9 protein-coding genes are annotated in these 13,437 nt (G+C 69.9%); 4 read left to right on the top strand and 5 right to left on the bottom strand.

What is annotated here, in order from left to right:
* Positions 1-220 precede the first annotated feature (220 nt).
* A complete protein-coding gene (locus tag ABGA99_RS12525; RefSeq protein WP_347580799.1) occupies positions 221-1,231 on the bottom strand; it encodes a LacI family DNA-binding transcriptional regulator in 1,011 nt (336 codons plus the stop codon).
* A gap of 320 nt (positions 1,232-1,551) precedes the next feature.
* On the opposite strand from ABGA99_RS12525, the gene ABGA99_RS12520 reads away from it, so the two are divergent.
* The 4 genes from ABGA99_RS12520 to ABGA99_RS12505 all read left to right on the top strand — a co-directional run bounded on the left by ABGA99_RS12520 (position 1,552) and on the right by ABGA99_RS12505 (position 8,417).
* On the top strand, positions 1,552-2,520 hold the full coding sequence (locus tag ABGA99_RS12520; RefSeq protein WP_347580800.1) for a glycoside hydrolase family 6 protein: 969 nt from the start codon (positions 1,552-1,554) through the stop codon (positions 2,518-2,520).
* 141 nt (positions 2,521-2,661) lie between these two features.
* Positions 2,662-4,308, top strand: coding sequence for a ricin-type beta-trefoil lectin domain protein (locus tag ABGA99_RS12515; protein WP_347582637.1), 1,647 nt, complete (start codon positions 2,662-2,664; stop codon positions 4,306-4,308).
* Positions 4,309-4,337: 29 nt separating this feature from the next.
* Entirely contained in the window at positions 4,338-5,972 is a 1,635-nt protein-coding gene (locus ABGA99_RS12510) for a glycoside hydrolase 43 family protein (RefSeq protein ID WP_347582636.1), read from the top strand.
* Positions 5,973-6,065: 93 nt separating this feature from the next.
* Positions 6,066-8,417, top strand: a complete 2,352-nt coding sequence (locus ABGA99_RS12505; protein WP_347582635.1) for an alpha-glucuronidase family glycosyl hydrolase — start codon at positions 6,066-6,068, stop codon at positions 8,415-8,417.
* 55 nt (positions 8,418-8,472) lie between these two features.
* On the opposite strand, the gene ABGA99_RS12500 is transcribed toward ABGA99_RS12505, so the two are convergent.
* Genes ABGA99_RS12500 through ABGA99_RS12485 form a run of 4 tightly spaced genes read right to left on the bottom strand, consistent with a single transcriptional unit; the run spans position 8,473 to position 13,402 of the window.
* On the bottom strand, positions 8,473-10,485 hold the full coding sequence (locus ABGA99_RS12500) for a right-handed parallel beta-helix repeat-containing protein (protein WP_347582634.1): 2,013 nt from the start codon (positions 10,483-10,485) through the stop codon (positions 8,473-8,475).
* 28 nt (positions 10,486-10,513) lie between these two features.
* Positions 10,514-11,743: a mandelate racemase/muconate lactonizing enzyme family protein gene (locus ABGA99_RS12495; protein WP_347582633.1), complete on the bottom strand. Its 1,230-nt coding sequence runs from the start codon at positions 11,741-11,743 to the stop codon at positions 10,514-10,516.
* Between the two features lies 1 nt (position 11,744).
* Complete coding sequence (locus ABGA99_RS12490) at positions 11,745-12,572, bottom strand: carbohydrate ABC transporter permease (protein ID WP_347577587.1); 828 nt, start codon at positions 12,570-12,572, stop codon at positions 11,745-11,747.
* On the bottom strand, positions 12,572-13,402 hold the full coding sequence (locus ABGA99_RS12485; RefSeq protein ID WP_347577776.1) for a sugar ABC transporter permease: 831 nt from the start codon (positions 13,400-13,402) through the stop codon (positions 12,572-12,574). Before ABGA99_RS12485 ends, ABGA99_RS12490 begins: the two co-directional genes overlap by 1 nt.
* Positions 13,403-13,437: the final 35 nt, after the last annotated feature.

Genomic DNA, 13,437 nt, shown 5'->3' with positions numbered 1-13,437 from the left:
ACGCACTCGTGCGAACCTCACCGGGATGAAACGGGGTGGCACTGGTGCTGTGGTGCGCGGATCTGTCGTGCCGCAGTACGGGGGAATCTGTCGGTTCGAGATCTCGAACTATGGTCAGCCCCTCAGACGAGGATGATTGAGGGGTGGGCGTGGGTCGTCAACACTCTTCGCAGAAAAAGTTTCCGTTAACAGCTCGAAAATTTCGAACAGGCCGCGCAGTTCACGTGCTGGAGCGCGCGACGAGGCTGGTGGGGAGGATCAGGGAGCTGGGGTCCTCACCCGCGATGAGCCCGGCGAGCATGCGCGCCATCTCGTTGCCCAGGGCTTCGATGGGCTGGTGGACCGTGGTCAGCGACGGTTCGGCGATCCGTGCGATGTCCAGGTCGTCGAATCCCACGACCGCGACGTCGGCGGGCACCGCACGGCCCGAGCCGCGCAGCGTGCGCAGTGCGCCGGCCGCCATGTTGTCGTTGGCGGCGAACACTCCGTCCAGCTCCGGCTGCCGCTTCAGCAGCATTGCCATGGCGGCGGCGCCGCTGGGTTCGGTGAAGTCCCCGTACTCCGGCGGGAGAGGCCGCAGTCCTGCGAGGATCATGGCCTCCCGGTAGCCGCGGTGACGCGCACGGCTCGCCTCGGCGTCCGGCAGCCCGCAGATCATGCCCACCCGCCTCCGGCCGCGGGCGAGCAGGTGCTCCGTGGCCTCGCGGGCGCCACCGGCGTTGTCGACGTCCACGTACCACGGCGGATCGAATCCCGCCGGGCGCCCGCCGAAGACGACGGGGACCTCCGCCTCCCGAGCGAGGTGGAGCACGGGGTCGTTCTCCCGGACGGCCATGAACATGGCGCCGTCGACCCCCCGGGCGCGCAGGAGTTCCGCGAGCCGCCGCCGGCTGCGCTCACTTGCCGCGAGGCACAGCATCAGGTGCAGGTCGGCCCCCTCCAGGGCGCCGGAAGCGCCGACGATCACCTTCGCGAAGAACGGGTCCGCGAAGATCGACGGAGCCTCGCCCGAGATGACGAGAGCGACCGCGCCTCTCTGGCGGGTGGCCAGCGCCCGCGCCGTCGTGTTCGGCACGTAGTCGAGTTCCCTGATGGCCCGCAGGACCGCCGCACGCTTCGCCGGGCTGACGTGGGGCGCGTTGTTGAGCACCCGCGAGGCGGCCGAGCGGGAGACGCCGGCGCGCTCGGCCACTTCGTCGAGCGTGGGCTGTCGGCGCGGCACGTCTGTCATGGATCCCGGGGCCTCTCCGGGCGTGGTTGCGAGGACGTCCCCCATACGCCGGGAGCGCTTCCAGTCCTGGGACCCTAACGACTGCCCGCCCTCCGGTGAAGAGTGGCCGCGCGCCAACTCTTGACAGGTTCCCATCAGCGCCCACACGATGACCGGTAGCACTCGCGAATCTCTGCCACAAAATGGGAGCGCTCCCAAAGGTCGGCGCTCCCGTGCGCCACTCGTGCTCGGAGTGCGGCAGCCCGACATCGTCGCACCGTCATGCCGCGGGCTCAGGACGAGAGCCTCGCGGCGTTCCCCTTCATGAATGAGGTTCACCGATGCGCAAACTCATACGCGGGGCGGTGGCGGCGCTCCTCGCTCTGCCGCTGTTCCTGGCGTCGTCTCCATCCGCGCAGGCGGCGCCCACCCCGCTCGCCATGACCAGCGGCTTCTACGTCGACCCGAACTCCAGCCCCGCGGTCTGGTCGGCCGCCAACCCCGGGGACGGCCGGGCCTCCGCGATCCGCAACTCCATCGCCGGCACCCCCATGGCCCGTTGGTTCGGTTCCTGGAGCGGCGACATCGGCTCCGCAGTAGGGTCCTACACCGGGGCGGCCCAGGCGGCCGACAAGCTGCCGCTCCTCGTCGCGTACAACATGTACGGCCGTGACGCGTGCGGTGGGCACTCGGGCGGTGGAGCCGCGTCGCCGTCCGAGTACGCCGGGTGGATCGACGCCTTCGCCCGCGGTATCGGCAGCCGTCCGGCAGTCGTCGTACTGGAGCCCGACGCCCTTGGCGACTACAGCTGCATGTCCCAGGCGCAGATCGCCGAGCGGCAGAACATGCTCACCAACGCCCTCTCGCGGTTCCGGTCCAGCGCGCCGAACGCCTGGGTCTATCTCGACGCGGGCAACCCCCGCTGGGTCGACGCCTCGACCATGGCCCAACGTCTGCACTCCTCCGGACTCAGCCTCGCCCGGGGCTTCTCCCTCAACGTCTCGAACTACTACACCACCTCGGAGAACGTGTCCTACGCCGGCGGCGTCAACCAGGCACTGGGCCAGCGCTACGGCTACAGCAAGCCGTTCGTCGTGGACACCAGCCGCAACGGCAACGGCTCGAACGGCGAGTGGTGCAACCCCGGCGGACGCAAGATCGGCACGCCCACCCAGCAGGGAGGCGGCGCTGAGATGCTCCTGTGGGTCAAGACCCCGGGAGAGTCCGACGGCAACTGCGGTGTCGGATCAGGCTCCACCGCCGGGCAGTTCCTGCCCGAGGTCGCCTACAAGATGATCTACGGCTACTGACACCGGACAAGCCTGTCAGCCGTGCACGGGCCCGCAGGCCCGGGCCGACGCCACCCCTGCTGAACACCGGACAACCACAAGCAACCGCCCGTCCCGCGGCGAGCGGGACTCCCGCGGGACGGGTGCGCCGAAAGGAGCGGCATGCTCACTCGATCACGAAGGCGACTGGCCCGCCTGCTCGCGGCGACGGCCGCGGTGCTGACGCTGTCCGCCGCGGCGCCCCACCAGCCGGTCGCCCAGGCCGCACCCGGCAGCCCGGCCGTCACCCCGCCGCTGGGCTGGAACAGCTGGAACAGCTTCGGCTGCGGCGTCACCGAGGACATGGTGCGCCAGGCGGCGGACGCCATGGTCAGCTCGGGCATGCGGGATGCGGGCTACGAGTACGTGGTGGTCGACGACTGCTGGTTCGACCCGCAGCGTGACGCCCAGGGCAACCTGCGCGCCCACCCGGCGAAGTTTCCCAGCGGGATGAAGGCGCTCGGCGACTACATCCACAGCCGCGGCCTGAAGTTCGGCCTCTACCAGGTGCCCACCGAGCGCACCTGTGCGCAGCGCGTCGGCACGTTCCCCGGCTCGACCGGCAGCATGGGGCACGAGGTGCAGGACGCCCGTACCTTCGCCTCCTGGGGCGTGGACTACCTCAAGTACGACTGGTGCTCGCCCGCGGGCACGCGCGACGAGCAGGTGGCCCGGTTCTCCCTGATGCGCGACGCCCTGCGGAACACCGGCAGGCCCATCGTCTACAGCATCAACCCGAACAGCTTCCACGCGATCACCGGCTCCACGTACAACTGGGGCGAGGTCGCCGACCTGTGGCGCACCACCGAGGACCTGCTCGACATCTGGCAGAACGGCAACGTCAACAGCTACCCGATGGGCGTCGGCAACGTCGTCGACGTCAACGCCCCGCTCGCCGCCCAGGCCGGCCCGGGCCACTGGAACGATCCGGACATGCTGGTCGTGGGCAGGCCGGGGCTGTCGCTGACCGAGTCGCGGTCGCATTTCACCCTCTGGGCGCTGATGGCCGCGCCGTTGATGGCGGGCAACGACATCCGCACCATGTCCGCCGACGTCAGCGCGGTGTTACGCAACCAGCGGCTGCTGGCGGTGAACCAGGACCCCCTGGGCGCCGGCGGACGGCGGGTCCGCGACGACGGCGCCACCGAGGTGTTCGCCAAGCCCTTGTCCGACGGCTCGGTCGCCGTGGGCCTCTTCAACCGCGGCAGCAGCACCGCCACCGTCAGCGCCTCGGCCGCACAGATCGGCCTGGCCGGCGGGGCGTTCACGCTCACCGACCTGTGGACCGGTGCCACGTCGAGCACGAGCGGCCAGATCAGCGCGAGCGTACCGGCGCACGGCGTGACGGCCTTCCGGATCACCGGGGGCGCGCCGCTCGCCGCCGAGACCTCCCGGATCCGCGGTAACGGTTCCGGCCGCTGCCTCGATGTGGAGAACTCCTCCACGGCCGCGGGCGCCGCCGTCGTGATCTGGGACTGCCACACCGCCGCCAACCAGCTCTGGACGACGTGGGCCGGCGGAGAGATCCGCGTCTTCGGCGACAAGTGCCTGGACGCCGAGAACCAGGGGACCGCGAACGGCACCCGGGTGATCACCTGGACCTGCAACGGCCAGGACAACCAGAAGTGGAGCTTCGCCGCCGACGGTTCGATCCGCAACGTGCACGCCGGACTGTGCCTGGAGACGAGCGGTGCGGCCACCGCGAACGGCTCGCGGCTGGTCCTGGGGGCCTGCGGCGGCCAGACCCACCAGCGGTGGACCCGTAGCTGACCCCGATACGACCGAGGAGGCGACCCCCCATGTCCGACCCACTGCGCCCCTGGAGCCGCCGGAGCCTACTGACGGCCGCCACCGGCCTGGCCGCCGCGACCGCGCTGCCCCTCGCACAACCCGCCCATGCCCGGCCGGCCGCGGCATCCCCCGCCGCGGCGAACGCAACGCTGGCGACGTTCACCAACCCGGTCCTGTGGCAGGACTTCGCGGACATCGACATCATCCGCGTCGGTGACACCTATTACTACTCCGCCTCGACGATGCACTACTCGCCGGGCGCGCCCATCCTGCGCTCCTACGACCTGGTCAACTGGGAGTTCGCCGGCCACTCGGTGCCGGTGCTGGACTTCGGGAGCAAGTACGACCTGAACGGCGGCCGCGGCTACGTCCGCGGCATCTGGGCCTCCTCACTGGGCTACCGCCCGAGCAGCCGCACGTTCTACTGGGTGGGCCAGATCGACTTCGCCCGCACCTACCTCTACACCGCCACGTCCGTCGAAGGGCCCTGGACCAGACACGCCTCCCTCGGCAACGTCTACTACGACGCGGGGCTGCTGTTCGACGATGACGACACTCCCTACGTGGCCTACGGCAACACCGCCATCCACGTCGCCCAGCTCGCGCCGGACGCACGCACCCAGGTCCGCTCCCAGCAGGTGTTCAGCACCCCGCCGAGCGTCGGCACTCTGGAGGGAGCCCGTTTCTACAAGATCAACGGGAACTACTACATCTTCCTGACCCGTCCGGCCAACGGTCAGTACATCCTGAAGTCCAGCTCCGGCCCCTTCGGCCCGTACGACATGCGGCAACTCCTGCTCAACCTGCCCGGGCCGATCGCAGGGGGCGGGGTGCCGCACCAGGGCGGCCTCGTGAGCACCCCGGACGGACGGTGGCATTACATGGCCTTCGTCGACGCATACCCCGGCGGCCGGGTCCCGGCGCTCGCCCCGATCACGTGGACCTGGGACGGCTGGCCCGTACTGCAACTCGTGAACGGTGCCTGGGGACAGTCGTACACCGCACCGCTGCCTCTGCGCCCCGTCGCGCCGATGACCGGCACGGACACCTTCCAGGGCACCCGGCTCGGCCCGCAGTGGGAGTGGAACCACAACCCCGACACCTCCAGATTCTCCGTCGGCAACGGGCTGGCCCTGCGCACCGCGACGGTGACCGACGACCTGTACAACGCCCGCAACACCCTGACCCATCGCATCCAGGGACCCACCTCCACCGCCACGATCGAGCTCGACTGCTCCCAGATGGCCGACGGCGACCGGGCGGGGCTGGCCATGCTGCGCGACTCCTCCGCCTGGATCGGCCTCAAGCGCGAGGGCGGCACGACGCGCGTGGTGATGGTCGACGGCCTGACCATGGACGGCAACTGGAACACCACCGGCAGGGGGACCGAGCGCGCGAGCGTGGGTTTCACGGGCAGCCGGATCTGGCTGCGCGCCCGCGCCGACATCCGGCCCGGGAGCGGACGGCAGGCCCAGTTCTCGTACAGCACCGACGGCAGCGGCTTCAGCCCGCTCGGGCCCGCCTTCACGCTCAACAACGCCTGGCAGTTCTTCATGGGCTACCGCTACGCCGTCTTCAACCACGCCACCCGGGCACTCGGAGGCAGCGTGCGGGTGGCGCGTTTCGACGTGGCAACCCCGTGACCCGGGGCGCGGAGGCGACCGCGAAGACGGTTCACAGACGTGACCAGTGTTCCTGGGACTGACAAGCCGGGAGGGATTTGGTAAGACAGGTTCATGTCAATGAATCGACGGTCGTTCATGGGTGCGGTCGCGGCGGGCGCGGCCCTGGGACCGAACGCGGGCAGGCCCGCGGGCGCACAGGACCGCGAGGGCGCGCCCCTCGGTCCCGCCGAGACGCGGGACGACGACTACGACGGCTCCGACATGTGGCTGCGCTACGTGCCCGTCAGCGATCCGCACCTGCTCAGGCAGTACCGGCGGCAGGTGACGGCCGTCGTCGTGGAGAACGCCGACCGGAACGCTTCCTACCGCCACACACCGGACCTGGGCATGGCTCCGGGATCGACCGAGCGGCTGATGGCCTCCACCCTGGGGGCTGCCAGGGAGGAACTGGTCCGGGGCCTGAGTGGGCTGCTGGACCGGCCGGTGCGGGTACTCCCGCGGCCCGGGGACGTCCTGCCCGACGGCGCCGTCGTCGTGGGGACCCCGGAGAGTTCACAGGCCGTGCGCCGACTCCTGCCGGCCGGCGAGGTGGAACGCGTGGGCCGGGACGGCTTCGTCATCAAGTCGGTCTCCCAGGGGCGTCGGACGTTCACCCTCATCGCGGGCACCACCGAAGTGGGCGCGCTGTACGGCACGTTCGCCTTCCTGCGGCGCATCCAGACGCACAAGCCGATCACGGACCTGGCACTCACCGAGACCCCGAGGGTCGCCAACCGCCACCTGAACTACTGGGACACCGAGCGTCTCTACGCCGGCAACGACGAGCCGGGAACGGGCGGGCTGCGCGGCGAGAACGGCGCGATCTTCAACTTCGCCGCGACCGGCGCCAGTGCCCCGCTGAACCTGCCGGTCGTCCTCGACCGCTACCTCGTGGCGGCGCGGGCGATGGCTTCCGTCGGGATCAACGGGATCACCATCAACAACGTCAACGCCGACAACTCCTACCTCACCCCCGCGTACATCGCCCAGGAGGCCGCGCTGGCCGATGCGCTGCGGCCGTACGGGATCAGGCTCGCCCTCTCCATCCGGTACGCGGCGCCCCTGGACGGCCGCTTCGCACCGGACACGCTCACCGAGGAGCAGATGGCGCCCACGGACGCCGGCTTCCGGGCATGGTGGACCCGGAGGGCCCGGCGGATCCAGGAGTCCATACCTGATTTCCTCGGTTTCACCGTGAAGGCCAACTCCGAGGGCCAGCCGGGCCCTCAGGACTTCGGCCACGACCACGGAGACGGCGCCAACGGCATGGCGACCGCTGTGGCACCTCTCGGCCTGAAGATCTACTGGCGGACGTTCGTCTACAACCCCGACGTCGACAGCGACCGGCTGAAGCGCGCCTACCTGGAGTTCGGTCACATCGACGACGAGGCCCAGCCCGACGGAACGACCGGCCGCTTCCTGGACAACGTGTTTCTCCAGACCAAGAACGGCCCTCTGGACTTCCAGGCCAGGGAGCCCGTCCACCCGATGTTCGGCCGGATGGAGAACACCAACCAGGCCCTCGAACTCCAGATCACCCAGGAGTACACCGGCCAGAACCGGATGCTCTGTTTCCTGGCTCCCATGTGGGAGGAGATCCTCAAGACCGACACCCATGCCACGGACGCGCAGGGCCGGCCCCTCGACAGGCGCCTGGTCGGCCACATCGTGGACGGAACGGCCCAGGGCCACTCGGACACCGCGGTCGTCGGCGTGGCCAACCTGGGCAACGCGGACAACCTGACCGGACACCACTTCTCCCAGGCGAACCTGTACGCCTTCGGCCGCCAGTCCTGGGACTGGACCGCGGACTCCGCGGACATCGCCGTCGACTGGGTGAGGATGACCTGGAGCAACAGCCGGAACGTCGTCGACGCGATCGTCTCCATGATGATGGGCTCCTGGGAAGCGCTGGTGAGCTACCAGACCCCCCTCGGGATCGCACACCAGTTCACCGCCGACGTCCACTACGGCCCCGGCCCTTCGGAATCACACCTCCCGCGCGACGACTGGAACCCCGTCTACTACAACAAGGCGGACAGCGTGGGCCTCGGCTACGACCGTTCCCCCACCGGAAGCAACTTCACCGCCCAGTACTCCGCCACCCTGGAAGCGGCCTACGGAGACCTCGGCACCGTCCCCGAGAACCTCATGATGTGGTTCCATCACGTGCCCTGGGACCGCCCCATGAGCAGCGGCAGGATCTTCTGGGACGAACTCGTCCACCACTACTACTCGGGTGTCCGGTACGTCGGCGGCATGCGCCGAACCTGGGACTCCCTGGAACCCCGGCTCGACGCCCGCCGGTTCGCCGAGGTCAGGGCCAAGCTGGCGCTCCACGAGTCGGACGCGGCCGACTGGCGGGACACCTGCGTGAGCTACTGGCAGCGGTTCAGCGGCAGAGACGTCCGCGTACCGGACTGAACCGCACCCGGCCGCGGGCACGGGCACCGCCGTTGATGTGCCCGTGCCCGCCGGCCTAGCCGGTCGGACCCGCGCGGGAGATCACTTCGCGGGCCCCGGCGGGGATGTCGCCCACGTTGAAGGTGACGTTGTCGCGGGCGACGTTGCCGCGCTGGCCGTCGACGATGCCGGTGATGGCGGGGTTGGTCGTGTAGTTGCCGACCAGGGTGAGGTCGCCGGTGCGGTTGCCGTTCTGGTTGTTGGCGTGCGCCCACTGCCCGGCGCTGCCGACGAAGACGTTGCGGCTGCCGCTGAGATAGCGGGAGCCCTCGTCGAAGTACAGGCCGAGTTGCCCGCTGTTCTCGCAGTAGTTCTCGTCGACGACGCCGCCCGGAATCGCGGAGAGGCTGTAGATGCAGCCGGCGTCGAACATCGTCTGCACGACGTTGCGCACGTGGTTTCCCACGACACGCACGTCACGCAGCGTCGTGGGAGTCTGGTAGACCGGCTGGAAGTCGTAGAGCCCGCGGTTGACGTACTCCGGGCTGCCGCCGGGATCGTTGGCGCCCCAGCCGTAGCCGATCCCGATGCCGGTGTAGGGCATGTCGGAGACGTCGTTGTGCTCGATGGCCAGTCCGGAGATGTAGCTGGCGAAGATGCCGTCCTGGTCGAGGTATTCGAGGGCCGTGGAGTAGATGCGGTTGTTCCTGATCAGGATGTCGCTGTTGGTCATGCGCGGGTCGGACGGATGGTGCGCGTCCGGGCGTACTCCGCCGGCCACGATGCCGCCGCCGGCGCTCGCGGTGAAGGTGTTGCCCACGACCGACACGTTCTTCGCGCCCAGTCCCACTCCGGTGCCGTGCGCGTTGGCGTCGTTGCCGATGCCGAGGCCGACGGAGCCGAGGTTGACGAAGCTGTTGTCCTCGAAGCCGATGTCCTCTGCCGCCGACACCTGCACCGCCCCGGGGGCCTGTGCCCAGTTGTTGCGTGCACCCTCGAAGCCGCGGCAGCCGACCGCGCAGGAGGTGAAGGCGTCGGACGGCCGGTGGGGCTGGACTCCCGTGATGAACGCGCCCGTCTGCTGGTTGGCGTATCCGTTGGGGCTGCCGGGGTGCAGCCAGGTGGTGCCGGTGAAGGTCAGCCCTTCGAACCGGAGGTTGCGGGCCGGCTCGTCGTAGGTGCCGCCGACCTCCAGCAGCGACTCCAGCCGCGGCAGCTCGACCTGCGCGCGTTGCAGGTCCTGCCCCGGAAGCGGCTTGTAGTACAGCGTGCCTGCGGTGGTGTCCAGGTACCACTCACCGGGCTCGTTGAGGAATCTCTTGGAGTTCAGCAGGGAGAACACGGGCGTACGGAACGGGGACTGGACGGTGTCGTACCCGTAGGTGTTGTTGTCCCAGGCCGGTTGCTGCATGACGACCCTTGAGCCGGAGATGCTCTGTACGGGGGCGAACCGGTTGGTGAACGAGAGCTTCGCCTGGAGTTCGATGCGCCTCTGGTCGGGCAGCGTGGCGAGGTAGGCGAGGTCCGGGTTGTCGAGGGTGAAGCCCGTCGCGTCGAGCGTGATGTCGGACCGGGACAGCCCGGTCCGCGCGCGCTGCGCCGGTACGCCGTCCACGTAGAGCTGGCGGCTGTCGAAGCCGGTGCCGACGTCGGCCTTGTAGACGCCCGTCGCGGGGTCGTCGAGTTCCCAGTCCGTGACCGGTTCCGCGCCGCTCACCACGGCTTCCGCTCCCGGTGCCGCCGTCCAGGTCACGGTGTGGCCGTCACGGCCGGAGTCGGCGGCCCCGAGGCGCAGCGGGGAGCTGAGACGGTGGATTCCCTTCAGCAGGCTCACCTTCACGTCGCCGTCGCCGCGGCCGGCGAGGTTCCGTGCCCGTCGCTGCGCCTCCTCCAGGGTCTGCAACGGCCGCTCGGCGGTCCCCGGGCCGTCGTCGGCGGCCCGCGGAGCGCCCGTCGGAGCGACGACGAGGGTGTGATGCCGGGGTGCTGCGAGGGACTCGGTGGGCAGGGCGGCGAGGAGTCCGGCGGCCAGGGCCGCGGCTGCCGCCGCCGCGCTGATGCGTGCATACCGTGCGCGGAGTGGGGGCATGGCCGTGTCCTTTCTTCGCGGTGGGGAGTCAGGGCCGGGCGTCGTGGGGCACCCCGTCGAGGTGCTGTGGCGTGGGGAGCGGTCCGGGGTGGTGAGTGGCGGGGCGGCCGCGGTCATCCACGGCCAGCAGTCGCCGTCCGGCGTACTCGGGCCGGACGTCCGGGCCTTCGCACGCGGCGGCGGGCCGGGGGCGTACCGCCGCCGTGATCGCTTCTTCGTCGACCTCGATGCCCAGCCCCGCCGAGTCGCCGAGGACGAAGGCGCCGTCCTCGACCCGCAGGTCGAAGGAGAGACCGACGGGCTCCCGCAGGTTCTGCAGTTCGCTTGCGAAGTGGTTGGGCACGGCTGTCGCGGCGTGCAGCAGGGCGATCGGAGAGCCGCCGATCGGGCTGACCGGCAGGTCGTGGGCGTGCGCCAGGGCGGCCACCCGCAGGAAGTGGGTCACGCCCCAGACCGCGGCCGCCTGCACGATGTCGACCGCGCCCTGCGCCAGAAGCGAGCGGTACTGTTCGAGCCCGGTGAGGTTCTCCCCGCTCGCCACCGAGGCGCGGATCCCCCGTCCGACGGCGGCCAGGCCCTCGGCGTCCCAGCGCCGTACGGGCTCCTCCACCCAGGTGAGGTCCAGGGTCTGCTCCAGCTCCCGGACATGGCGGACCGCCTGCTTGCGGGTCCAGTTCTCGTTCACGTCGAGCATCAGGGCGGGCCGCATCCCGCGCCCGGCCCTGGTCAGCACCTCCCGTACGAGGGTCAGGCGGTCGCGGTCCCGCTCGATGTCGAGACCGCCCTTGAGCTTGGCCGCCCGCAGGCCACGCTCGGCGTAGACCTGATAGACCGTGGCCAGGTCGTCGTCGCCGAGTGCGATGTCGAGGCCGGACGCGTAAGCGGGAACTCGCCGGTCCCGTCCGCCCAGCAGGCGCCACAGCGGTTCACCGGCCGCCTTCGCCTTGATGTCCCACAGGGCGGTGTCGAGCGCGCCGATGGTCCCGAAGACGGCTCCGCCGTGGCCGGCCTTGAACGCCTGCCGGAGCATGCGGTCGTAGAGCGCGCTCACGCAGCGGGGATCCTCGCCGTCGACGGCGGGGAAGACGGCTTCCCCTGCCGCGTGGGGCCCCAGTCCGACGCCGGTGATCCCGGCGTCGGTGTCCACCAGTACCACCGGCACCGGCGTGATCCCGTCGGTGAGGACGCCGTTGGCGTCCCCGACGGGCCGGCCCCAGTCGAGGAAGGTCGTCAGCGTGCGATATCCGGTGATCCGCATGTCAGCCCTTCGTGGCACCGGCGGTGATCCCGTCGGCTATCTGGCGCTGGAAGAAGAGGTAGATCACGAGGACCGGCAGGGCGGCGATCAGCACTCCGGAGGCGAAGGTGGGGATGTCGTCGGAGTACTGTCCGCGCAGCGAGGTGACACCCACCATGAGCGTGCGGTGTTCGGCGGACGGCATCATCAGCAGGGAGATGAGTACGTCGTTCCAGCAGAACAGGGCGTTGAGGATGCCGACCGACAGCAGCGCGGGACGGCCGATCGGCAGCATGATCCGCCGGTAGACGCCGTACAGCGTGTTCCCGTCGACGCGGGCGGCGTCCACGATCTCGCGCGGGATCCCGGAGTAGTAGCTCGTCATCAGGAAGATCGAGAAGGGGAGGAACTGCGCGACATAGGCGAGGACCAGCCCGGGGTAGGTGTCGATGAGGCCGGTGTCCGCCATGACCTGCGCGAGCGGGACCATGACCACCTGGAACGGAACGAACAGCGCCGCGAGGAAGCACAGGAAGAGCGCCCGTGACCCCCGGAACCGCAGGTGGCTCAGCGCGAACCCGGCCATCGATCCGATCAGCAGGAGAAGCGCGACGGCGGACGACACCACGACGACGGAGTTGACGAAGTACCGGCCGAGCCCGACGCTCGTCCACGCCGTGGCGATGTTGTCCCAGCGCAGGGAGTCCGCCGGGGAGAACCGGTCGAGGATGTAGTCGCGGCGGGACTTCATGGCGACGTTGGCGGTGAACACAAGGGGGTAGACCGTCGCGAGGGCGAGAGCCGCCATCGGGACGGCGACCACCCAGCGCCTCCGGCGGGGAACGCGCATCAGTGCTCCCTCCCCGCGCGGCGGAGCAGCCCGATCTGGACCAGCCCCACCACGAGCATGATGAGGAAGAGAACCGTCGAGGCGGCCGAGGCGAGCGCCGGGCGGTTCATCTGCCCCTGCTGGATCCAGATGTAGTACTCCGGCAGGTAGGTCGACCCCTCCGGTCCTCCGCTGGTCATCACGTAGAGCAGGCCGAACATGGAGGTCAGCATCCCGATCATGGTGGTGACGAAGACGAACTGGATGGTGCGGGACAGGCCGGGGACGATCACGTGCCGGATGACCCGGGCGAGCGACGCACCGTCCACGCGGGCGGCGTCGAGGAGGGTGGTGTCCAGCGTGGAGAAGCCGGCGAGGAAGACCACCAGGGCCATCCCGAACGTCGCCCAGATATGCACCCCCACGACGGTGAACATGGTGACGTCCGGATCGCCGAGCCAGTCGACCGCACCGATGCCGGCCTTTTCCAGAAGAGAGTTGAGCGGACCGTCGAAGGCGAGCAGGAGGTTGAAGATCGCGCCGACGATCACCGGCGAGAGCACGGCCGGGAAGAAGTAGACGCTCCGGAAGAGCCGGTGCCCTGGCACGCGCAGGAAGATGAAGGTCGCCAGCATGCCCGGGATCGCCACCGCGACGGGGAGCAGCAGCACCAGCAGGCCGACGTTCTCCAACGCGGTGTGAAAGAGCGGGTCGTCGAAGAGTTCGGCGTAGTTGTCCAGGCCGACCGAGGTCCCGTCGCGCGCGCCGTCGCCGGTGAAGGAGTAGTTCACACCCAGGAGCAGCGGCCACAGCCGAAGCGTCGCGATGACCAGGACGGCCGGGGCCACCAGGACGTAGGGCGCGAGGCGCTCCGCACGCTGCGCGC

This window comes from Streptomyces sp. B5E4, from assembly GCF_039871555.1.
In the GTDB taxonomy this organism is placed as follows: Bacteria; Actinomycetota; Actinomycetes; order Streptomycetales; family Streptomycetaceae; genus Streptomyces.
This window is presented reverse-complemented; position numbering and strand designations above follow the sequence as displayed.

Coding starts and splice junctions, on each gene's coding strand:
- ABGA99_RS12520 (WP_347580800.1), top strand. CDS start 1,552: ATGCGCAAACTCATACGCGGGGCGGTGGCGGCGCTCCTCGCTCTGCCG.
- ABGA99_RS12495 (WP_347582633.1), bottom strand. CDS start 11,743: ATGCGGATCACCGGATATCGCACGCTGACGACCTTCCTCGACTGGGGC.
- ABGA99_RS12505 (WP_347582635.1), top strand. CDS start 6,066: ATGTCAATGAATCGACGGTCGTTCATGGGTGCGGTCGCGGCGGGCGCG.
- ABGA99_RS12510 (WP_347582636.1), top strand. CDS start 4,338: ATGTCCGACCCACTGCGCCCCTGGAGCCGCCGGAGCCTACTGACGGCC.
- ABGA99_RS12515 (WP_347582637.1), top strand. CDS start 2,662: ATGCTCACTCGATCACGAAGGCGACTGGCCCGCCTGCTCGCGGCGACG.
- ABGA99_RS12490 (WP_347577587.1), bottom strand. CDS start 12,572: ATGCGCGTTCCCCGCCGGAGGCGCTGGGTGGTCGCCGTCCCGATGGCG.
- ABGA99_RS12500 (WP_347582634.1), bottom strand. CDS start 10,485: ATGCCCCCACTCCGCGCACGGTATGCACGCATCAGCGCGGCGGCGGCA.
- ABGA99_RS12525 (WP_347580799.1), bottom strand. CDS start 1,231: ATGACAGACGTGCCGCGCCGACAGCCCACGCTCGACGAAGTGGCCGAG.